The 22038-nt window shown below is 64.9% G+C and carries 19 protein-coding genes; 9 read left to right on the top strand and 10 right to left on the bottom strand.

Annotated elements, in window-relative coordinates; all coding sequences use genetic code 11:
* Window positions 1–120: 120 nt before the first annotated feature.
* The 4 genes from nagZ to LC062_RS01000 form a co-directional block, all read right to left on the bottom strand.
* Entirely contained in the window at window positions 121–1155 is a 1035-nt protein-coding gene (gene nagZ / locus LC062_RS01015) for a beta-N-acetylhexosaminidase (RefSeq protein WP_224909178.1), read from the bottom strand.
* Window positions 1156–1162: 7 nt separating this feature from the next.
* Complete coding sequence (locus LC062_RS01010; RefSeq protein ID WP_224909177.1) at window positions 1163–3397, bottom strand: SPOR domain-containing protein; 2235 nt, start codon at window positions 3395–3397, stop codon at window positions 1163–1165.
* 77 nt (window positions 3398–3474) lie between these two features.
* Window positions 3475–5241, bottom strand: a complete 1767-nt coding sequence (gene argS, locus LC062_RS01005; protein ID WP_224909176.1) for an arginine--tRNA ligase — start codon at window positions 5239–5241, stop codon at window positions 3475–3477.
* Window positions 5242–5333: 92 nt separating this feature from the next.
* Window positions 5334–6551 (bottom strand): deoxyguanosinetriphosphate triphosphohydrolase, encoded by a 1218-nt coding sequence (locus LC062_RS01000; RefSeq protein WP_224909175.1) that lies wholly within the window; start codon window positions 6549–6551, stop codon window positions 5334–5336.
* Between the two features lie 202 nt (window positions 6552–6753).
* Between LC062_RS01000 and erpA the strand changes: the two genes are divergently transcribed.
* The 4 genes from erpA (at window position 6754) to LC062_RS00980 (ending at window position 9453) form a co-directional block, all read left to right on the top strand.
* Window positions 6754–7107 (top strand): iron-sulfur cluster insertion protein ErpA, encoded by a 354-nt coding sequence (gene erpA, locus LC062_RS00995; RefSeq protein WP_181761470.1) that lies wholly within the window; start codon window positions 6754–6756, stop codon window positions 7105–7107.
* 32 nt (window positions 7108–7139) lie between these two features.
* Window positions 7140–7922, top strand: coding sequence for an exodeoxyribonuclease III (gene xth, locus LC062_RS00990; protein WP_224909174.1), 783 nt, complete (start codon window positions 7140–7142; stop codon window positions 7920–7922).
* Window positions 7919–9076, top strand: a complete 1158-nt coding sequence (locus LC062_RS00985) for an alanine racemase (RefSeq protein ID WP_224909173.1) — start codon at window positions 7919–7921, stop codon at window positions 9074–9076. The genes xth and LC062_RS00985 overlap by 4 nt, the downstream gene beginning before the upstream one ends.
* 80 nt (window positions 9077–9156) lie before the next feature.
* Window positions 9157–9453, top strand: a complete 297-nt coding sequence (locus LC062_RS00980) for a hypothetical protein (RefSeq protein ID WP_224909172.1) — start codon at window positions 9157–9159, stop codon at window positions 9451–9453.
* 4 nt (window positions 9454–9457) lie between these two features.
* Here the strand turns inward: LC062_RS00980 and LC062_RS00975 are convergent, their stop codons facing one another.
* Window positions 9458–10288 (bottom strand): tetratricopeptide repeat protein, encoded by an 831-nt coding sequence (locus LC062_RS00975; RefSeq protein ID WP_224909171.1) that lies wholly within the window; start codon window positions 10286–10288, stop codon window positions 9458–9460.
* 918 nt (window positions 10289–11206) lie between these two features.
* On the opposite strand from LC062_RS00975, the gene parE reads away from it, so the two are divergent.
* The 5 genes from parE to LC062_RS00950 all read left to right on the top strand — a co-directional run bounded on the left by parE (window position 11207) and on the right by LC062_RS00950 (window position 17601).
* Window positions 11207–13279, top strand: a complete 2073-nt coding sequence (gene parE, locus LC062_RS00970; RefSeq protein WP_224909170.1) for a DNA topoisomerase IV subunit B — start codon at window positions 11207–11209, stop codon at window positions 13277–13279.
* A 104-nt stretch (window positions 13280–13383) separates the two neighbouring features.
* Complete coding sequence (locus LC062_RS00965; protein WP_224909169.1) at window positions 13384–14133, top strand: sulfotransferase family 2 domain-containing protein; 750 nt, start codon at window positions 13384–13386, stop codon at window positions 14131–14133.
* 86 nt (window positions 14134–14219) lie between these two features.
* On the top strand, window positions 14220–14660 hold the full coding sequence (locus LC062_RS00960; protein ID WP_224909168.1) for a hypothetical protein: 441 nt from the start codon (window positions 14220–14222) through the stop codon (window positions 14658–14660).
* A gap of 187 nt (window positions 14661–14847) precedes the next feature.
* Window positions 14848–16323: a DEAD/DEAH box helicase gene (locus tag LC062_RS00955; protein WP_224909167.1), complete on the top strand. Its 1476-nt coding sequence runs from the start codon at window positions 14848–14850 to the stop codon at window positions 16321–16323.
* Between the two features lie 219 nt (window positions 16324–16542).
* Entirely contained in the window at window positions 16543–17601 is a 1059-nt protein-coding gene (locus LC062_RS00950; RefSeq protein WP_224909166.1) for a GGDEF domain-containing protein, read from the top strand.
* Window positions 17602–17760: 159 nt separating this feature from the next.
* On the opposite strand, the gene sufA is transcribed toward LC062_RS00950, so the two are convergent.
* From sufA to sufC, 5 genes are all read right to left on the bottom strand, one after another.
* Window positions 17761–18150 carry a Fe-S cluster assembly scaffold SufA gene (sufA, locus tag LC062_RS00945; protein ID WP_224909165.1) on the bottom strand — a complete coding sequence of 130 codons (390 nt, stop codon included), beginning with the start codon at window positions 18148–18150 and terminating at the stop codon, window positions 17761–17763.
* A 117-nt stretch (window positions 18151–18267) separates the two neighbouring features.
* Window positions 18268–18645 carry an SUF system Fe-S cluster assembly protein gene (locus LC062_RS00940; protein ID WP_404829671.1) on the bottom strand — a complete coding sequence of 126 codons (378 nt, stop codon included), beginning with the start codon at window positions 18643–18645 and terminating at the stop codon, window positions 18268–18270.
* A 19-nt stretch (window positions 18646–18664) separates the two neighbouring features.
* Entirely contained in the window at window positions 18665–19921 is a 1257-nt protein-coding gene (locus tag LC062_RS00935; protein ID WP_224909163.1) for a cysteine desulfurase, read from the bottom strand.
* 3 nt (window positions 19922–19924) lie between these two features.
* Complete coding sequence (gene sufD, locus LC062_RS00930) at window positions 19925–21253, bottom strand: Fe-S cluster assembly protein SufD (protein ID WP_224909162.1); 1329 nt, start codon at window positions 21251–21253, stop codon at window positions 19925–19927.
* A gap of 17 nt (window positions 21254–21270) precedes the next feature.
* Window positions 21271–22026, bottom strand: a complete 756-nt coding sequence (gene sufC / locus LC062_RS00925; RefSeq protein ID WP_224909161.1) for a Fe-S cluster assembly ATPase SufC — start codon at window positions 22024–22026, stop codon at window positions 21271–21273.
* Window positions 22027–22038 lie beyond the last annotated feature (12 nt).

The following is a 22038-nucleotide window of genomic DNA, read 5'->3' as shown; positions in this document are numbered from 1 at the left end:
GGAGTCCTGCACTGGCACCTCCCCTGCCCGGCACGTTTCGAGTACCAGACCCATGCCAGCCCATCCTAGATCATCATGCGAAAAACCGGAATCGCATAAACCGCCCCGGCAGTCTGCGGCTCAGGCCCCTTGCGGCTGCGCGCCGACGCGGTCCAGCAGGGCGTCGAACTCGGCCCGCAGCGCCACAAGATCGACAGAGGCTTCCGGCACCCGGCGCGCGGCAAGCGCCGCGTCCGCCCGCTCCGCCGCCCGGCCGGCAAGTACCGGGCTGTTGGCGGCAACCGCCCGCATCTCGGCGAAATCGCCATTGCAGTGCAGGGCCATGTCGCAGCCGGCGGCAAACAGATCGCGAATGCGCCCGCCCATGTCCCCGCCGAGCGCCTTCATCGACACATCATCGCTCATCAACAACCCGTCAAAGCCGATGTCCCGGCGGATGACCCTGTCGATGATGATGGGCGACCGGGTGGCGCAGCGCTCCGGATCAAGCGCGGAGTAGACCACATGCGCGGTCATGGCCATCGGCAGATCCCGAAGCCGGCGGAAGGGCTCGAAGTCCAGGGCGGAGAGATCCTCGGCCGAGGCATCGACCACCGGAAGCTCCAGATGGCTGTCGACCCGGGCCCGCCCATGCCCGGGAATGTGTTTCACGACAGGCAAGACGCCCGCTGCCGCCAATCCGTCCGACAACGCCCGGCCAATCTCGGCGATCGCCTCCACCGTGTGCCCATAGGCGCGGTCGCCGATGGCATCGCTGGTCTCAGGCGTGGGCAGATCGACAATCGGCAGGCAATCGACGGTGATACCGAGCTCGGCAAGATCGGCGCCCATCAGCCGCCCACCGAGCCAGGCCGCCCGGCATCCGGCCGGCCGGTCCTGGTCGAAGAGCTTGCCATAAACGGCACCGGCCGGATAATCCGGCCAGTGTGGCGGCCGCAGCCGGCGCACCCGGCCGCCTTCCTGATCGATCAGGACAGGCGCATCCGCCGCACCGACACATTCCCGAAAGTCGGCGACCAGATCGCGGATCTGCTGTGGCGCCTCGCAATTGCGGCCAAACAGGATGAGCCCCCACGGGCGCTCATCCGCCAGGAACGAACGCTCGCAAGGGCTCAACTGCGAACCGGCGCAGCCGGTGATGAAGGCCTTGGACATTCCCGGCTCAGTTCCGGCGCACAAAGCAATCGCCGCCCGCCGCCTTCAGCCGCTCGCACAGCGAGATGGCATCGTCACGCGAGCCGGCCGGGATGCGCACCCGGTAGAAGGTTCCCCGGTCGCCGAGATCCGCCTTCTCGATGACAGGCGTCACGCCGCCAAGCACCGATCCATAGCGGCGTTGCAGGTCATCGAAAGCCGTCTGTGCCTGCGCCTGCGAGCGCTGCGAGGAGACCTGCACCACATAGGCTCCGGCGGGAATCGAGCCGCTGGCGGTGGCCGCCGGAGCGGCCGGGCGCGCGGCGCCCCCACTGGCGGTCAGATCCATCGGCGCGGTCCCGGACGTGCTGGGCGCTGAGGCGACCTGGCGCGTCGCCGGCGGTGGTGTCGCCGCTGCGGCGATCCGCTCGATATCGATCGGCTTGCCGCGCGGCACATTCCCGGGCGCGGGCTGTGCTGCCCCCCCGGCTTCGGCGGTCGCCGTCGGCGCTGTCGTGGTCTCGGCGGGCATCGGAGCCGGCGTCGCGGTCCCGGCAGCCCCCGAGGGTTCGCCGCTCACAGGAGCGGGCGCCCCGGCTCCGGGCAGGATGATCGGACGTGTCGCCACACGAGTCGGCTCATCCACGCCGCCACGTGAGGTGGCAGGCGTCGTCGTGGCCGGTCTTGCGGTCGGTTCATCGGCCGAGATGATGGTCCCATCCGGGCTCACCACCACGGTGCGCACCCGGCGCGGTCCCGAGGGCACCTCGACATCGCCCGACTGCGATCCGGTAGCGGTCGGAGCCGGCGGAAGCGAGGCGACCGGCGTTTCCTCAGTCTCAAGCAACTGCTCGCCACGCGGCGTTTCGATCCCGCCAACCCGATCGTAGATCAGCTTGCTCTGCCCGGCAGAAGCCGGGCTTTCCGGTTCCGGAAAGGTTTTCATCGGGCCGGTCTGCGCCGCAATCACCGGCGGGGGCCCAGAGAGCGCGTCATCGCCGCCAATGTTCAGCAAGGTAAAGGCACCGCCGCCGACCACGACCACCCCAAGCACGGCGGCAGCCGCATAAAGGCCGCGCCGGGAGGTTTTCTCCGGCACCGCCGCTTGTTCGGTTGCCGAATGGGGCGGCAGAACGCCATGGCCGCCAAGCTGCGGATCGCCCTCGCGCATGGCTTGAGCCACCGCGTCAAGGTCATAACCTTCCGGCGGAGGCGGCGCCTCGCTGTCCGGATCGAAATACGCCGCCTCGCGCGGTGCAGGCTCGGCCGCACGCAGATGATCGAAGGCACGCGGTGCGGGCGCACGCCCTTGCGTCGCGGCGGCAACACCGGCAACGCCAACGGCGGCCCCAGCACCCCAGTCGGACGACTCGGCCTCACTCTGGCCCGGGTGGTCACCGGGGAGCTCCGGCTCCTCGAGAAAGATATCGTCGAGCCGATCCCCATCAAACGGCTCCGGCTCCGGCTCGAACTCCGCCGCGCGCTGACCCGTGTTCACGTAAAGCGCGCTCATCAACCCATCTTCAAGGGACGCCGAAAGATCGTCGGAAAGACCGCTCGGTTGCCGAACGGGATCGGCAGCGACCTCAGGCTCGCTCTCAAGCGCCTGGAGCTGATCTCCAAGATGGGCTTCGGCCTCCCAGATCGCGTCCCCACTCCAATGGGCGTCCGGCTGCGCCCCCCCAACTTCGGGGGCGCGCTCGACCGGCACCACCGGATCGCCATAGGCGTCTTGCGCGTAGATATCCTCATCGCGCGGCGCGGCGGCAGCATAAGGGTCCACCGGCGCATAGGGGTCGACCTGGTATGGGTCGACATGCTGAGGCGCCTCCTCGGCATAAGGCTCTTCCGCATAGACTTGCGGCGCGGCGGCATAGCCCTGCGGCTCTGCGGCGTAGCTGTCCTCCGCATAGGCGCGCGGAGCGTAGGGATCAACGTCCGCGGCGGGAAGCTCCCCCTCCACCCAATCATCACCGACCGGCGCTTCATGATAGGCGCCGCCGGCCTCCACCGGCGCGTAGGGGTCCGGCTCGACGGCATAGGGATCGCGGGACGTCTCGTCTTGCAGCGGATACGGCTCTTCCCCGATCGGCTCGGCGCCATGCGACGGCGTCACCGACTGGAATTGCGCATTTCCCTCACTGACGATCCGCGCCAACTCGACGAGCGGATCTTCCTCGAAAGGTGCGAAATCGTCATCCGCTCGCTGTCGTCCGTCGCGATTGTCCCCGCCATTGACCGAAAAGTTCGAACGATTGGGCATGATGCTGATGGCTTTCCCGCTTGTCTGTACCGGCCTCCCGCACGCGCCTACGGCATCTGCGCGAAAACCGCCCGCCGTTACCGCATCTCCTCGGGCGCGTCGACGCCCAGGATGGACAAGCCTGACGCGAGAACCTCGGAGACCGCCTGTACCAATCCAAGACGGGCCAATGTTGTTTGTCGATCTTCAGTGTTAATAAAGCGTAATTGCGGCAAATCCTTGCCTCTATTCCAGTGGGAATGCAGGGCGCTCGCCAGTTCGTGCAGGTAGAAGGCGACCCGGTGCGGCTCATGTGCTTCCGCCGCGCTGTCCACCAGACGGGGCCATGCCGCCAGACGGGCAATGATCTCACGCTCGCCCGAATCGTCCAGAAGACCGAAATCGGCCTCACGCAGCGCGGCAACCGACTGATCCATATCGGTCAATTCCTGAGCTGCCTGACGAAGCACCGAACGACACCGGGCGTGACCGTACTGAACGTAGAAAACCGGGTTATCCTTGGACTGCTCGGTGACTTTCTTGAAGTCGAAGTCCAGCGGTGCGTCGTTCTTGCGATACACCATCATGAACCGCACCGGATCGCGCCCGACCTCCTCGACCACATCGCGCAGGGTGACGAAATCGCCGGAGCGCTTCGACATGCGCACCGGCTCGCCGCCACGGAACAGCTTCACAAGCTGGCACAGGCGGACGATCACCTTGGCATCGTCGTTGGAAATCGCCCGGCCGACCGCCTCCAGCCGCTTGACGTAGCCACCATGGTCGGCACCGAGGATGAAGATCATCTCCTTGAAGCCACGGCGGAACTTGGACCGGAAATAGGCAACATCCGCCGCGAAATAGGTGTAGGAGCCATCGGATTTCAAGAGCGGCCGATCGATGTCGTCGCCATAGGCGGTGGCACGGAACAGGGTCTGCTCCCGGTCTTCCCAATCCTCCGGCAACTGCCCCTTGGGCGGCGGCAAGGTGCCCTCATAGACCAGATCGCGCGCCCGCAGCTCCTCGATCATCTCTTCGATCTGGGACGGCTTGCCGTCAACGCCCTCATGCAGCGTGCGCTCGGAGAAGAACTCCTCGTGATGCACGTTGAGCAGGGCGAGATCGGCGCGGATCAGATCGAGCATTGCGGCGATCGTCGCGTCCTTGACCAGCGGCAGCCACGCCTCCTCGGCCATGCCCTTCAGCCGTTCGCCGTATTCGGCGGCGAGCGCCTTGCCCACCGGCACCAGATAATCGCCCGGATAGAGCCCCTCCGGGATCTCGCCGATGTCCTCGCCAAGCGCTTCGCGGTAGCGCAGGAAGGCCGAACGGGCCAGCACATCCACCTGGGCACCGGCATCGTTGATGTAGTATTCGCGGGTCACGTCATAGCCGGCGAAGTCCAGCAGCGAGGCCAGCGCATCGCCGACCACCGCGCCCCGGCAATGACCCACATGCATCGGCCCGGTCGGATTCGCCGAGACGTATTCCACATTCACCTTCAGCCCGCCGCCAAGGTCGGAGCGGCCAAAGTCCCGCCCCTGTTCCAGCACCGCGCGCATCACCTTCGTCCAGACTTCCGGCACCAGACGCATGTTGATGAAGCCGGGTCCGGCGACGGAGGCCTCGGCGACATCAGTGTCGCGCAACAACAGCTCCACCAGCCCCTCGGCCAAAGCGCGCGGGTTGGTCTTCAGCGGCTTGGCCAGAACCATCGCCGCATTGGTCGCCAGGTCCCCGTGCGCCGGGTCTCGCGGCGGTTCGACCACGATGCGCTCAAGCGCCTCCGGCGCCACTTCGCCATTCGGGTAGAGGTCAAGGACGGCGGCACGGACACGGCCGGTGAATTCGCTGAAGATATTCATCGCTGGCTTCTTTCGACATTCCCGGGCGGACACCTCGGCGTGGGGGCACGCGGGCAGTCCCTGGAAATCGGTGGAGAAATCGGAAAGGCGGACTAGCCCAAATCCGGAGTGTGGTCAAACAGGCGCCGATGCTCGTCCATCGCGAACCGGTCGGTCATGCCGGCGATGAAGTCGCAGACCCGGCGGGCGCGCCGGTCGGCGGCGGCGCCGTCCAGGCCCCGGCGCCATTCCTCGGGCATCAGCGCCGGATCGGCGAAATAGGCCTCGAACAGCTCGCGGGTGACCTGCGACACCTTCCGCCGCACCGCCAGAACATCCGGGTGCCGGTAGAGATTGGCGAACAGGAAGGCCTTCACCTCCCCTTCGGCCCGGGCCATTTCGGCGGAAAACGCCACCAACGGACCCGATCCGGCGCGCACATCCTCCACGGAGGCTGGTGCGGCCGCCGCGATCCGCGCCACCGCCTCGCGGATCACATCCTCCACCATGCGGGTGATCGACCGGCGCACGATCTCATGGATGCGGCGCGGCTCCTCCAGATCCGGATAGCGCGCGTCGACCTCATCCAGAATGCTGGCAAAGAAAGGCACCTCGCGGATCTGCTCGATACTGAGCAGCCCCGCCCGCAAGCCATCGTCAAGGTCGTGAGCATCATAGGCGATATCGTCGGCGATCGCCGCGGCCTGCGCTTCCGCGCTCGGCCAGGTGTCGAGCCTCAGGTCCTGACGCTCCGAATGGGCGCGAATGGCGAACGGCAACTCACTGCCGGCGAACTTGCCGAGCGGTGTACCATCCGGCCCGACCAGCGGACCATTGTGCTTGACCAGCCCCTCCAGGGTTTCCCAGCTAAGGTTGAGCCCGTCGAACTCGGCGTAGCGCCGCTCCAGGCTGGTGACCACCCGCAGCGACTGGGCATTGTGGTCGAACCCGCCATAGGGTTCCATGCAGGCATCCATCACATCCTCCCCCTCATGCCCGAACGGCGTGTGGCCAAGGTCGTGGGCGAGCGCCAGGCATTCGGCAAGGTCCTCATCGAGGCGCAGTGCCCGGGCGAGCGAGCGGGCGATCTGCGACACCTCGATGGTGTGGGTGAGCCGCGTGCGGAAGTGATCGCCCTCATGATAGACGAAGACCTGGGTCTTGTGCTTGAGCCGGCGAAAGGCGGTGGAATGAATGATCCGGTCCCGATCGCGCTGAAACGGCGTGCGCGTGGGGCTTTCCGGTTCGGGAAAAAGGCGTCCGTGGCTCTTGTCCGGATTTGTGGCAAAGGGCGCGCGCGGCTGTGCGCCATATCCAAGCGGTGCGGTCATCAAGCCTCTCCGATGCGGTGTCCCGTTGCACCGAACGGACGGTGCAAGTGTTGACGCTTGCTCGCTGTGTTCATACCTATCTGATAACGTCTTGCACAGACCAGCTTCGGGCCGGGTGCCGGTTTTCTTGCAGGCCGCACCGCCGCCAGCCGGCGATGCCGACGCACCGGACCGCCTGCCAACACGGACACGAGCGAAAGCCATGACCAGCCAAGTGACGGAAACCAGCCAGGAGGGCGTGTCGCTGAGCGACAGCGCCGCACGGCGCATCGCCAAGATTCTCTCCGCCGAACCGGACGGCACCTGCCTGCGCATCAGCGTGGAAGGCGGCGGGTGCTCCGGCTTCCAGTACAAGTACGATCTGGTGCGCGAGCGCGAGGCCGACGATCTGGTACTGGAAAAGGACGGCGCCACCGTTCTCATCGACCCGATTTCAGTGCAATACATGGCCGGATCGGTCGTCGATTATGTCGATGACATCATGGGCCAGTCGTTTCAGATCCAGAACCCGCTCGCGGCCGCCGGCTGCGGTTGCGGCACCAGCTTCTCGATCTGACGTTTTCCCCAACCACGCGAAAGAGGACCGCCGTGAAAATCGCGACCTGGAACATCAACGGCGTCAAGGCGCGACACGACACGGCTCTGGCCTGGCTGAAGGAGGCAGCGCCCGATATCGCCTGTCTTCAGGAGATCAAATCCGTCGACGAGGCGTTTCCCGCCGCCGCCTTCGAAGAGCTTGGCTACAACGTGGTGACCCACGGCCAGAAGGGGTTCAACGGCGTTGCGCTTCTCAGCAAGTCGCCGCTTGAGGACATCACCCGGGGCCTTCCGGGCGAAGATGAGGACGTTCAGGCCCGCTACATCGAGGCGGTCACCGGCACCGCGCAAGGAGTGGTTCGCGTCGGCTGCCTCTACCTGCCGAACGGCAATCCGGTCGACACCGAAAAATTCCCCTACAAGCTGCGCTGGATGGACCGGCTGCGCCAGCACGTGGCGGAGCGGCTGACGCTGGAAGAGCCGTTCGTGCTACTCGGCGACTACAACGTCATTCCCGAGCCGCGCGATGCCCGCAATCCCGACGCCTGGGTCGGCGATGCGCTGTTCCGCCCCGAAAGCCGCCAGTCGTTTCGCGCCCTGTGTGCCCTTGGCCTGACCGACGCGGTCCGCGCCGCCAATCAGGCCGATGATGTCTACACCTTCTGGGACTACCAGGCCGGCGCCTGGCAGAAGAACAACGGCATCCGCATCGACCACGTGCTGCTCTCGCCCGAGGCCTGCGACCGGCTGGAAGGCGTTGGCATCGACGCCCATGTGCGCGGCTGGGAAAAGCCCTCCGATCATGTGCCCGTCTGGGTGGAGCTGGCGGCATGAGCCCGGAGCAGCGGGCGCGTCTCGCGGCCCTCGACACCCCCGCCCTGCTGCTCGATGAAACCCGCCTTGTCGAGAATCTGACACGGATGGCGAAACGGGCCGCCGCCGATGGCATCCCCTTGCGGCCGCATCTGAAAACGGCCAAATCCATCGATGTCGCCCGGCTCGCCGCCGACCTCGGCGCCGACCGCTGGACGGTTTCCACCTTGCGCGAGGCGGAATATTTCGCCGCGCATGGTCTCAGCGACATGCTCTATACCCTGTCGATCGTGCCGGCCAAGCTGGAGCGGGTGATGGCGCTCAACCGGGCCGGCGCCGATGTCGCCGTCTGCCTCGACACCCCGGAAGGCGCCGCCGCCATCGCCGCCGTGGCGCTCGATGGGCCGCCGCTACGGGTGTTCCTCGAAATCGACGTGGACAGCCACCGCACCGGATTGCGGCCGGGCGAGACCCGGCTGATCGAAACCGCGGAGCGCATCGCCGCCGCCCCGCGCCTGTCACTGGCCGGTGTGATGGCCCATGGCGGCGAAAGCTACGGCTCGCGCTCGCGGGCGGAAATCGAGGCCATGGCGGAGCAGGAGCGCTCCATCGCCGTCGCCGCCGCCGAAGCCCTGCGCGCCGAGGCCATCGCCTGCCCGCTGGTGAGCATCGGCTCGACGCCGACCGCCTGCTTCAGCCGATCACGCGAGGGCGTCAGCGAGTTGCGCGCCGGCGTCTACATGTTTCAGGATGTCTTCCAGGCCAATCTGGGGGTCTGCACGCTCGACGACATCGCCGCCAGCGTGCTGACCACGGTGGTGAGCGCCGCGCCGCATCTCAACCGGCTGATCATCGATGCCGGCGGCCTCGCCCTGTCCAAGGATCGCTCCTGCGCCAGTCAGGACAACGATTGCGGCTACGGCTTCCTCAGCGACGAAGACGGCCGGTGGATCGAGAATCTCCATGTCGCGGGGGTCAGCCAGGAGCATGGCTATGTCACCACCCGGGATGGCGCGCCGCTCCCCTTCGCCGATTTTCCCATCGGCAGCCGGCTGCGGGTCCTGCCGAACCATGCCTGCATGACGGCCGCCGCCTATGACCGGTACATGGTGCTGACCGCCAATGGCGGCACCGACGACTGGCAGCGGATCAACGGCTGGGAACCCTATCCCTGATCCTTGTCACCGCACTCAACTGACGCAGCGGCCGGATTGTGCTATCGTGGCGCATGGCGAAACGATGGCGACCCTATTGCGTGCTGACCGCATGGACGCTGCTGCTGTTTCTGTTGGAAAGCGGCACGGCGATGGCGGCCGAGTGCAGTTGCCGGTATTTCGGCCAATCCTACAAGCTTGGCGACACGGTGTGCCTGCGCGGGCCAAATGGCCTGCGGCTTGCCCGATGCGCCATGAACCTGAACAACACCTCCTGGCAGCCGCTCGACCGCCAGTGCCCGCTGAGCGCGGTAACGCCGCCCTCTCCTGCATCGCATCCCGCGCCGCACCCGGCGGTGCCTGACGCTCTCCGGCTTGGCGAGCGGAAGGCCGGCTAGCGGATCAGCGGCCGTCGGCCACCGCCACATGATTGCTGGCGATCCAGTTCTCGGCAAGCATCGTCGCCCGGCGACGGACGGGCTCGGACGCCAAGCCAAAGCAGCGTTCCTGGGTTTCGGCAACCCAGGCCGCTTTCGGCCCGACCGCACGCTTGCGCGCAATCGTCAGCCACATCAGCCCGGAGGTCTGAGCGTCCGTTCCCCGAAAATCGGAATTGAACAGCAATTCACCAAGCCGGGCCTGTGCCGCCACATGGCCCTTGCGCGCCGCAAGCTTCAGCCAGCGGGCGGCCATGCGCGGATCGCGGTCGCTTTCATCGAGATACAGGATGCCCAGATGATACTGGGCGTCAGCATCGCCGAAATAGGACGCGGCATAGGTGAAGATTTCCCGCGCGCGGCCGACATTCGGGCGGATCGCGCTGTCATTGATGCCGGTGAGGTAATAGGAGCCCAATTCGACGAAGGCGCTGGCTATGAAGGGCGCGCGCGGCGAAGAAGGGCTGTCGTCGGCGTAATTGGAGGCAATCTGACGGAAGTACTCGAATGCCTTGATGTCGTCTTCCTGGACGCCGTCGCCCTTGGCATACATCCGCCCGAGCTTCCAGGCGGCAAGGGGATGCCCCTTCTCGGCGGCGAAGCGCAAGGAATCAAGCGCCCGCTCCTTCTCGCCCGCATAGTAGAATCGCGTGCCGGCACGCAGCGCCTCCAGAGGGGAGACATCCCCCTTCGGCACGGTCTCCAGCACCGCCGTCGCTCCATTCTCCGACGGACGCCCATCAAGCGCCGCCGCCGGACCGGCACACGCCAGTCCGAGCAGGAGAGAAGCCACCATACCTGAACCAGTGATCCGCATTCCCTGACCGCCTCGCGCGTTCACCCGATCCGTTTCGGCACCTGCCGGTTCGCTCGAATGAAACGCGATCCTTCTTCTTTTTCGCCAGCCTGTGCCCTGGAACTCTCCGCCCAGGACAGTCTGTCTGGCATTGCCGTTCGTCCACCCCCAATGAACCGGCCACCTCGTTTTATGTAGCCTCAGTTGTAACCCACCAACTTGGCAACAGTTTGGCCTCATCCGTCCTTCATCATGCAAGATCCAACCTCTTGCGATATCGTGGCTTTCGCCCGCCACAACGCTGCACGTCGCGGCACAGGCGCCACTCCGCCGGCCTTGCCGCCACACCGCCGCCACATCCCCCCGAGCGATGCGGATGACGGTGCGGGTCCGAGCTGCGCCACGCCTCAACGGAAACGATCCAAAGATGGCCGAAACGCGGCGCCAGCGCTTGCGGGCGATCATAGCCGATAGAGAAGCAACATGGTGTGACCCGTTCGACACAACACAGGGGCCGCGCCACTCAGGCGACGGCATTGCATTTATGGCGGTCGTCGCAGCGGATCTGGCGCGCCCCTGCCCGGCCTTCAGGCACCGCCGCCGCGCAATCGCACCTCCGCCCTATCCGGAGATCACCAGCACCAGGGCATTGACAAGCAGAACCCCGGCCATGAAAAGGTCAGCTTCACGCGGTAGCTGTCTTGGCGTAAATCGTCTCATGGGACCTCCTGTTGCCCACGCGAACCGACACGTTGGCCGGCTTCTCCGTTGCCCTCGACGATAGGCCCGAACCGGTTGAAAAACGGTTCCCGCGACCGGACGCACCGGCACGGCTTTGCCGAAACGCCACGCTCTTGGCAGAATCGGCCATGATTCGGCGCAACGCTCTGACGCGCACGCTTCTTGACGGGACAAATAATGACAGTGAACGACGACCTGTTTGATGCCAAAGGCGACAGCGCACCCGCACCCAGTGCGCCGAACCGGTCGGAGACGGAGACCGCCGTCTCTACCGCGCCCGCCCGGCGCCGCCGTCAGCCCGCGCAAGGCTTTTCCGCAGATACGGAATACACCGCCGAACACATCGAGGTTCTGGAAGGGCTGGAGCCCGTCCGGCGCCGTCCGGGCATGTATATCGGCGGCACCGACGAACGCGCCCTGCATCACCTCTTCGCCGAAGTCATCGACAACTCGATGGACGAGGCGGTCGCCGGCCATGCGAGCTGGATCGAAGTCAACCTGACCGCCGACGGTTTTCTGTCCGTGGCCGACAACGGGCGCGGCATTCCCGTCGACCCGCACCCCAAGCATCGCGACAAATCCGCGCTTGAGGTGATCATGACGACGCTGCACGCCGGCGGCAAATTCGACAGCAAGGTCTACGAGACCTCCGGCGGCCTGCATGGCGTCGGCGTCTCGGTGGTCAATGCCCTGTCGGAGGAACTCGTCGTCGAGGTCGCCCGGGCGCGCAAGCTCTATCGTCAGACCTTCCGCCGCGGCCAGCCCGATGGCCCGCTCGAATGCGTCGGCGATGTGCAGAACCGGCGCGGCACCCTCGTCCGCTTCCGTCCCGATCCGGAAATTTTCGGCAAGGGCGCGACCTTCAAGGCCGACTGGCTGTTCAAGATGGCCCGCTCCAAGGCCTATCTGTTCTCCGGCGTGGAAATCCGCTGGCGCTGCGCGCCGGAGCTGGTCACCGGCAAGGATGAGGTGACCGCCGAGGCGGTGTTCCATTTCCCCGGGGGCTTGCGCGACTACCTCGGCGACGCGCTGGGTAAGGAACGCAGGGTCATCGACGACACCTTCGCCGGCCGCACCGCCGAGACCGGCCGCCATGGCGCGGTCGAATGGGCCGTCACCTGGTTCGCCGGAGACGGTTTCGTCAACTCCTACTGTAACACCGTGCCAACCCCGGAGGGCGGCACCCACGAGACCGGCCTTCGCTACGCGCTTCTGCGCGGGCTGAAGGCCTATGGCGAGCTGTCGGGCAACAAGAAGGCGGCAATCATCACCGGTGACGACATCCTCACCTCCGCCGGAGCGATGCTGTCGGTGTTCATCCGCGAGCCGGAATTCGTTGGCCAGACTAAGGACAAGCTTTCCACCACCGAGGCCACCCGGATCGTCGAGAATGCGGTGCGCGATGCCTTCGACCACTGGCTGACCGCCTCGCCCAACCAGGCCAACAAGCTGCTGGAATGGGTGATCGAGCGCGCCGACGAGCGGCTGCGCCGCCGCCAGGAGAAGGACGTGGCCCGCAAGACGGCGGTCCGCAAGCTACGCCTGCCGGGCAAGCTGGCCGATTGCTCATCCAACCAGGCGACCGGATCGGAGCTGTTCATCGTCGAGGGCGATTCCGCCGGCGGCTCGGCCAAACAGGCGCGCAACCGCGCCAATCAGGCAATCCTGCCCTTGCGCGGCAAGATCCTCAACGTGGCCAGCGCCGGTCGGGACAAGCTCGTTGCCAACCAGCAGCTTGCCGACCTCATCCAGGCGCTGGGCTGCGGCACCCGCAGCGCTTACCGCGACGGCGACCTTCGCTACGAACGCATCATCATCATGACCGACGCCGACGTGGACGGCGCCCATATCGCCTCCCTGCTGATCACGTTCTTCTATCGGGAAATGCCGGAGCTGATCCGCAACGGGCACCTGTTCCTCGCCGCGCCGCCGCTCTACCGCCTGACCCAGGGGGGCAAGACCGTGTACGCTCGCGACGACGCCCACAAGGACGCCTTGCTGGCGAGCGAATTCAAGGCAAATGCCAAGGTCGATATCGGGCGCTTCAAGGGGCTTGGCGAAATGCTGCCGGCCCAGCTCAAGGAAACAACGATGGACCCGACCAAGCGCAGCCTGCTGCGGGTCGACATCGAGCTTGCGGAAGACAGCCTGACCCGCACCACTGTCGAGCGGCTGATGGGCAACAAACCTGAAGCCCGTTTCGCCTTCATTCAGGAAAACGCCGAATTCGCCGAAGGATTGGACATATGATACGGGCCCTGCGGGCCCCGCATTAGTTGAAGTCGAAGCCGAACGGGAGACGCACCTTTGCAGACAACCCGTGGGATCCCTCCGCAGTCGCGAGAGGCACAACCATGCTGAGGACGCTCTACCAGACAGTCGATCGCCGGCGACGGCCGCTCCGCGATCATCACTATCTTGTGCTACCCGCACTCGGCCTCGCCTATGGGCGCTGCCCGAACGCAGCAAGCGACGGCATTCGTCAGGCCATGGCGACCCTCGCCCGAACCTTCGGCGAGGCGACGTCCAATGCCCAGTCAGAGCATCCGGCCGCCCAGGCGCAGCATGCCGGCTACGCCACCGGCACGCTCTCCTCCTGGGTCGAAGGCATGACACTGCTCTCCGCCCGGGAGTTGACCCTCAGGCATCCCGATGCCCTGATCTTCAGCGCCGTACGCGACCCGCTGGCCCGCTTGGCCGCCTGCTACCTGCGCCAGTATGGCGCCGGCCGCACGCCGCCGGTCTCAAGCAGTTTCCTCGGCTTCCGCCCCCAAATGAGCTTTGCCCAGTTCGCCCTGCAGGTCTGCGCCATCAACGACCGGAAAAGCGCCAACGCCTACCGCAGCCAGACGGCCATCCTCAGACACAACCGCACCTTGTTGCCGCGCCATTTCATCCGTTTCGAAAGCCCGGAGCCGGATTGGCAGGCCTTGCGCGAGAAGGCCCGCCAGATCTGCGGCATCGACATCGGCACCCTGCCCGCATGTCAGGATGCCAACGAAGCGGAGGTTCGCAAACTCCTCACGGAGATCGGTCCGGACGTGCGCGACGCAGTGCGCAAACGCTACCGCCGAGACTATCAGGTCCTTTACGCGCAGAGCTGACCCAGCCGCCGGCGGGCGACTGCGCCCTTGCCTCCATGGGGTCCCGCCGGGCATCGTGCCCAGACACGGAAAGAGGAGACCGGCCCATGACACCCAGGCTCACCCACATCGCCGCAGCAGCCCTTTGCGCAGCGCTCTGGCTGGCCGGCGCCGCATTCTCCATCCCGGCGCTTGCCGACAGCGATCCGGTCGCGGCGCTGGTGCGCAGCCTGCCCGCCGAGGTGCGGTCCCTGCGACGCCTCGACGGCCCGGCGGACAGCGGCACCGGCTTCATCTTGATCCGCGGGGCGACGCGCGACCGCCTGTTCGTGCGAAATACCAAGGGGAGCTCCACGCCCGTTATCGTTGAAATCGCGGAGGTCTCAGCGCTGGATGGCCACATCGCCGACCTGCGCAGCGAAGCGGACGCCCACGGCGTTGTCGCTTTCGTCGACGTTGTGACCGCCAGCCATGAGGAAACCACATACGAGCTATTCCTCGAAAAGGAGGATCCGGCAGCGTACTTGTTTCAGCCGGCAAGTAACTGACCGGCTCGCGGCGCCGCCTTATCGAGCGCCAGCGCCACCTGATCGAGCGAATGTCTTGCGCATTTAGCATGCGGCCCCATCGATCATTGACATTTTCTATTTGAACTGTAGTGTGCGCGCTCAGTGGCCGGGATCTGAGAGACAGATCGGATCACGGCGAGGATTTCTGTCATAACATCAAGGTCATATGTCCTTTTCCTCACTTGGACTGAGCGAAAAAGTGCTCGCCGCCGTGGAAGCCGCCGGCTACACCGAACCCACTGCCATTCAGGCGGGAGCGATCCCTCACGTGCTCGAACGGCGGGATGTTCTCGGGTTGGCGCAAACGGGGACCGGCAAGACCGCGTCCTTCACGCTGCCAATGCTGACGCTTCTGGAAAAGGGGCGCGCCCGTGCCCGGATGCCGCGCACCCTCATCCTGGAACCGACACGCGAGCTCGCAGCCCAGGTTGAAGAGAATTTCAACAAGTATGGCGTCAATCACAAACTGAACGTCGCCCTTTTGATCGGCGGAACCTCCTTCGGCGACCAGGACCGCAAGCTCGATCGCGGCGTCGATGTGCTGATCGCCACGCCGGGCCGCCTGCTTGACCACACCGAGCGCGGCAAGTTGCTGCTGCAGGGCGTCGACATTCTCGTGATTGACGAAGCCGACCGCATGCTCGACATGGGCTTCATTCCGGACATCGAGCGGATCTGCAAACTGATCCCGATGACCCGCCAGACCCTGTTCTTCTCCGCGACCATGCCGCCGGAGATCCAGCGGCTTGTCGATACGTTCCTGCACAATCCTGCCCGCATCGAGGTGGCGCGGACCTCCTCGACTGCCGACACCGTGTCGCAGCACGTGATTGCCTCCGGCGGCAAGGATTTCGACAAGCGCGCCACGCTGCGCAAGCTGATCGACCAGGCGGAAGATCTGAAGAACGCGATCGTCTTCTGCAACCGCAAGCGCGATGTGCAGACCGTGTTCCGCTCCCTGCAGCGGCATGAGTATTCCGTCGGCGCCCTGCATGGCGACATGGATCAGCGCTCGCGCATGGCAACGCTCGATCAGTTCCGCAAGGGCGATCTGGCCCTGTTGATCGCCAGCGATGTGGCCGCACGCGGCCTCGACATCCCCGACGTCAGCCATGTGTTCAACTACGATGTGCCGACCCATGCGGAGGACTACGTTCATCGCATCGGCCGGACCGGCCGCGCCGGACGCAGCGGCTCGGCGGTGTCGATCGTCACCGGAAGCGACGCCAAGTACCTGACGGCCATCGAAAAGCTGATCGAACGCTCCCTCCCCTGGATTGACGAGCCGGTGGATTTCGAGGCGGCGGCAGCGGAAAGCAAGGGCCGCCGGCGGGGCGGGGCGGGGCGCAGCTCCACCGAAAAATCCGCAGATGCGGAGCAAGGCAGCGAAAGGCCAACAACGCGCGGACGTAGCGCCGCCAAGGACCGGGTCCCGGCGAAAGACGAAGCCGGCGCACGCCCGCCACGGCCGCGGCGCGAGACCAAATCCTCGGACCAGCCGCAGCAAGCCCAGAGCAAGGCTGCACCGGCGCCCAAACGCAAGCGCGGCGGTTCCCAGAAAGGTGAGGAGCGAGTGATCGGCCTCGGTGATCACGTTCCCGCATTCCTGTTGCGCGATCCGCGCCCGAAGAAAGCTGGCTGAATAGACCGCCAGGATGTGAAGGCGGGCCAGGTTCTTTTGCCCGCCTCAACAATCCGCCGAAGGCCCCCTCCTCCCCTTGGGTGATTCTTCCAGAAAACGCAGCTGAATAATTCAAAACAACTTTAACGCGGCCTTAAACCTTGCTAGTCATGATTAGCATAGGATGTTGATCAGATTCGGGTTTATTGTTTTTTCCCGATATGACGCGTAGGAACCTCTATGGCCCAGGAAGACGACCACAAGCGGACGATCGTCTATGGTGAATCTGCGCTAAAGTACATCCGCAAGAACACTCTGCCTGCATACCCGCGCTTCTACGAGCTTTGGTACACGTATGCTGCGGGCTTCAACCATTCACTTAATCGCGCCGTCAACGAACTAGCTGGATCGAGTGACGGGATTACGAGTGACAAGCTTCAGAACATCTACAACAGTTTTTTGTCACCAAACAAGCTCGGCGACCGGATCGATGAAGTCGGAGAGAAGATTTCCGACGAGATTCGCGACATGGTCGATCTTCTGGCCCAGAGCACGGCCAAGATCGACACTTATGGCCAGTCGCTCACAGGCGCTCAGGCGCAACTGGAAGCACTGCCTGGTCCGGAGCAGCTGAAGAAACTCATCGCGCATCTACTGCAAGCGACCCGGGATACGGCGCAGTCCAACAAGACGTTGCATTTGCAACTGGTGGAGTCACGCAAGCAGATCGAGGACCTTCAGGAAAGCCTTGAAGCCATCCGGTATGAGTCGCTGACGGATGAATTGACCACCCTCAGCAATCGCAAGCATTTCGACCACACCATCGAACGCATGGTGAAGGATGCGGAAGCATCGCAAGAGCCGCTCTCGCTGCTATTGACCGATATCGATCATTTCAAGAAATTCAACGATACCTATGGTCATCAGACCGGCGATCAGGTGTTGCGTCTTGTCGCCCTGGCGGTCAAGCAGAACGTCAAGGGACACGACATTGCTTGCCGCTATGGTGGAGAGGAATTCGCAATCCTGCTGCCGCACACCTCCCTGCGCCAGGCGGTAACAGTCGCCGAACACATTCGCCGCGCCGTGCTCTCCAAGGAACTTGTCAAGCGTTCCACCGGCGAGAATCTCGGGCGGATCACCATTTCCATCGGTGTCTCCACCTTCCGCGCCAAGGACACCTCGCAGACGATCATTTCCCGCGCCGATACCGCGCTTTACGCGGCAAAGGCCGCTGGTCGCAATCTGGTGCGCAGCGAAGCCGACCCCGACGTGGTCGGCGACATGCAGGTCGCCTGAAAGCCGCCCCCGGGAGAGGCGTCTCCCGGTTGCAGCCATCGACGAAAATTCATGCGTGGAGTTTCCGCGACGATTTCCCTGACGAGCGGAAGGCAATGTTCGAAGGCAATGCGCCGTGTCGCCACCTTGCGCGACCGGTTGCAGTCGGCCGCCGCTTGCTTACCTTTGCTGGGAACTCACATCGGCCAACTCTTCGGCGCTGGCGGGCTTCAGCGAAACGGATTCGCCACAGCCGCAGGCGGAGACCTCGTTGGGATTGCGGAATACGAAGCCTGAACGAAACTTCGTCACCTCATGATCCATCTCGGTGCCCAGCAGGAACAGAACGGCCGACGGGTCTACGAAAATCTTGACGCCCTTGTCGTCGATCACGTCATCGCCGGGGCGCGCTTCTTCCACCAGGCTCATGTCGTATTCCATGCCGGCGCAGCCGCCTTTTTTGATGCCGACACGCAGCCCGAGCACCGGCTTGTCGGCATTCTCGACAATTTCGCGCACCCGCTCCGCGGCTGCGTCGGTCAATGTCAGCACCTGAAACCTGGAAGCCATGGCTCTGAATTCCCGCACTTGATTGGTCGGAAACGCCGCACGGGCCCCACTGCACCTGGCAGATGGAAGAAACCCGCGCGGCTCCGCGTCACTTTAGAATATAGGATGAGGCGCCGATCAGTACCAGTTGAGCGCGACCTTGGCCTCTTCCGACATGCGCTCCGGGGTCCAGGGCGGATCGAACACCATCGTCACATTGACCGGTCCGACGCCAGCGACCGCGCCCACCGCGTCCGCCACCCAACCCGGCATTTCGCCGGCCACCGGACAGCCCGGCGCGGTCAGCGTCATGTCGATCTCCACCGAGCGGTCATCCTCGATGTCGACCTTGTAGATCAGGCCCAGCTCGTAGATGTCGCAAGGGATCTCCGGATCGTAGACCGTCTTCAACGCGCCGACGATGTCCTCGGTGATCTGCTGCAACTCGTCGGCGGAAAACGCGCTTCCCTTTGCCGCGATTTCCGCCTGCCGGTCGCTGTCCGCGCCGGCCGTCATGTTGTCGCTCATTCTGCCCTCACGCGAAGAAGTCATGTGCCTTTTGCAGAGCCTCGACCAGCCGGTCGATTTCCTCCACCGTGTTATAGAGGCCGAAGCTCGCCCGGCAGGTGGAGGTGACGCCATAGCGCGCGAGCAGCGGCTGGGCGCAATGGGTTCCGGCCCGCACCGCCACGCCTTCCCGGTCGATCACCATCGACACGTCATGGGCGTGCACGCCGCGCATCTCGAAGGAGACGATAGCTCCCTTGCCCGGCGCCTCGCCGAAGATGCGGATCGAGTTGATCTGCTTCAGCCGCTCATGAGCATAGGCGCTCAACCGCGCCTCATGCGCGGCGATGCGGTCACGGCCGATGCCATCCATATAGTCGAGCGCCGCCGCCAGTCCGATCGCCTGAACGATGGGCGGAGTGCCCGCCTCGAAGCGATGCGGCGGGTGATTGTAGGTCACCCGGTCCTCGCTCACGTCCTCGATCATCTCGCCGCCGCCGTTGAACGGGCGCATCGCCTCCAGCAATTCCTTGCGCCCCCAGAGCGCGCCGATGCCGGTCGGCCCATACACCTTGTGGCCGGTGAAGACGAAGAAATCGCAGCCGAGATCCTGCACATCGACGGGCATGTGCACCGCCGACTGGCTGCCATCCACCAGCACGGGAATGCCGCGCTCGTGCGCCAGCGCACAGACTTCCTTGATCGGCACCACCGTGCCCAGCACGTTCGACATCTGTGTGATGGCGACCAGCTTGGTGCGGTCGGTGAGCGCTTCGGCAAAGGCGTCCAGATCGAACGAGCCGTCCTCGCGCACATAGACCCAGCGCAGCTTCGCGCCCTTGCGTTCCCGCAGAAAATGCCAGGGCACGATATTGGAGTGATGCTCCATGATCGACAGGACGATCTCGTCGCCTTCGCCGATGTTGTCCGCGCCGAAACTGTCCGCGACCAGATTGATCGCTTCCGTGGTCGAGCGGGTGAAGATCACCTCATCGACCGACGGCGCGTTCAGGAAGCGGCGCACGGTCTCGCGCGCCGCCTCGAACTTCTCCGTCGCCAGATTGGACAGATAGTGCAACCCGCGATGAACGTTGGAGTATTCGTTCGAATAAGCATTCGACACCGCATCGATCACCGCCTGCGGTTTCTGGGCGGAGGCGCCATTGTCGAGATAGACGAGCGGCTTGCCGTAGACCTCGCGCGACAGGATCGGGAAATCCCGCCGCACCGCCATCACGTCATAGGCCGCGTCCGCCGCCTGGCCGGAATTCGCGATGATCGCCATGCTCTACTCCTTTGCGGACAGCCAGCTGCGAATCCGCTCCTCGAATGCCTCGACGACCACTTCGTCGCCGATCTCCTCCACCGCTTCCGACAGGAAGGCGAGCACCAGCAGGGTCCGGGCTTCCGCTTCCGGAATGCCGCGCGCCCGCAGGTAGAACAGAAGATCCTCGTCGATCTGGCCGCTGGTCGCGCCATGAGCGCACTGCACGTCGTCGGCGAAGATCTCCAGCTCCGGCTTCAGCGCCATATCCGCATGCTCCGACAGGAGCAGCGACTGGGTCATCATCTGGCCATCGGTCTTCTGCGCATGCGGGCGAACGATGATCTTGCCCTGGAACACACCCTTGGCGTCGTCATCGACCACGGTCTTGAACAGCTCACGGCTGTCGCAATGGGGCACCGCATGATCGACGACGAGGGTCTGGTCCACATGCTGGCCACCGCGCACCATGGTGATGCCCAGAAGATCCGCCCGCGCGTTTTCGCCGGCGAAGCGGACGAAGGACTGATGCCGGGCAAATCCGGCACCGATCCCGGCACCGATCAGCTTGACCGCGCTGTCTTCGGCCTGGGTCACCAATGCCGTGCCCACATGGGTCGTGCCGGCCGCTTCGGTCTGCAGCCGCGCCGCCACCAGTTTCGCGCCGGAGGCAACCCGGAAGTCACTCACAGAATTGGCAAAACTGCCCTCGGTTCCGCCGACGAAGGTCTCCAGAAGAGTGACCTCGCTACCGGCGCCGGCCTTGACCACGACCCGTTCCGCCGTGCTCACAGGCGCATCGCCCGACAGTGCGTGAACGATTTCCACCGGCTTCGACAGGCGAGCCTTGTCCGCGATCGTCAGCACCAGGCCATCGGCACAGAAGATTGCGTTGAGGCCAACCGCCGCATTGTCGGCGGCAATCTCCGGCACCTCGAAAAGCTCGGCGCCCTCGTCGGCCAGGGCCTCGGCCAGCGGACGAACGACCGCTCCCTCGGCGGCCAATGCCGTCAGGTCCGACAGACCGGCGTGAAACTGACCATCGACAATCACCAGCCGATACCGGTCAACGGCGCCGTAAACATCGCCGGCAGCAGCGAGGATGGCGGCAGCCGCCGTGTCATCGCGCCGTGCGGCAAACCCGGGGACGGACTTCAGCCGGTTGCGCAGATCGGAGTACTTCCAGTCCTCGACCCGGCGATGCGGCAACCCGTTCTGGCGGAAGGCGGCAAAGGCCGCCTCGCGGGAGCGGGACACGTCAGTGGCGCCGGGAAGATCCTGGTGCAGCTTGTCGAACAACTCGGCAATTTCGGTTTCGGCATGGGTCTCCATGCCGCGCGGTTCCATGTTCATCGCATCATTCCCCGCTGTCACGCCGCGGCGCCGACGAACTCGGCGTAGCCGTTCTTCTCCAGCTCAAGCGCCAGCTCCTTGCCACCGGTCTTGACGATGCGGCCCTTGGACAGGACATGCACCACGTCCGGCACGATATGATCGAGCAGCCGCTGGTAGTGGGTGATGACGATGGAGGAGCGCTCCGGGCTCCGCAGCTTGTTGACCCCGTCGGCAACCACCCGCAACGCATCGATATCGAGGCCGGAGTCGGTCTCGTCGAGCACGCAAAGGGACGGTTCCAGCAGCGCCATCTGCAGGATTTCCGCACGCTTCTTCTCGCCGCCGGAGAAGCCGACATTGAGCGGGCGCTTCAGCATGTCCATGGTGACCTGCAGCTCGCCGGCCTTGTCCTTCACGCGGCGCATGAATTCCGGCGTCGACAGCTCTTCCTCGCCCCGCGCCTTGCGCTGTGCATTCATCGCCGTCTTCAGGAACGTCATGGTGGCGACGCCCGGAATCTCGATCGGGTACTGGAACGCAAGGAACACGCCGGCGCTCGCCCGCTCTTCCGGCGCCATCTCAAGGATGCTCTCGCCGTTGAACAGGATGTCGCCCTCGGTGACCTCATAGTCTTCCTTGCCGGCAAGGATGTAGGAGAGGGTCGATTTGCCAGAGCCATTCGGGCCCATGATCGCATGGACCTCGCCCGGCTTCACGGTCAGGTCGATGCCGCGCAGGATCTCGGCGCCATCGTCGGCGATGCGGGCGTGCAGGTTCTTGATTTCAAGCATTGGGTCAGTTCC

Origin of the sequence: Stappia indica, assembly GCF_020177335.1 — a bacterium.
GTDB lineage: Bacteria > Pseudomonadota > Alphaproteobacteria > Rhizobiales > Stappiaceae > Stappia > Stappia indica_B.
The sequence above is the reverse complement of the archived record's forward strand: the minus strand, read 5'-3'. Positions and strand labels throughout refer to the sequence as shown.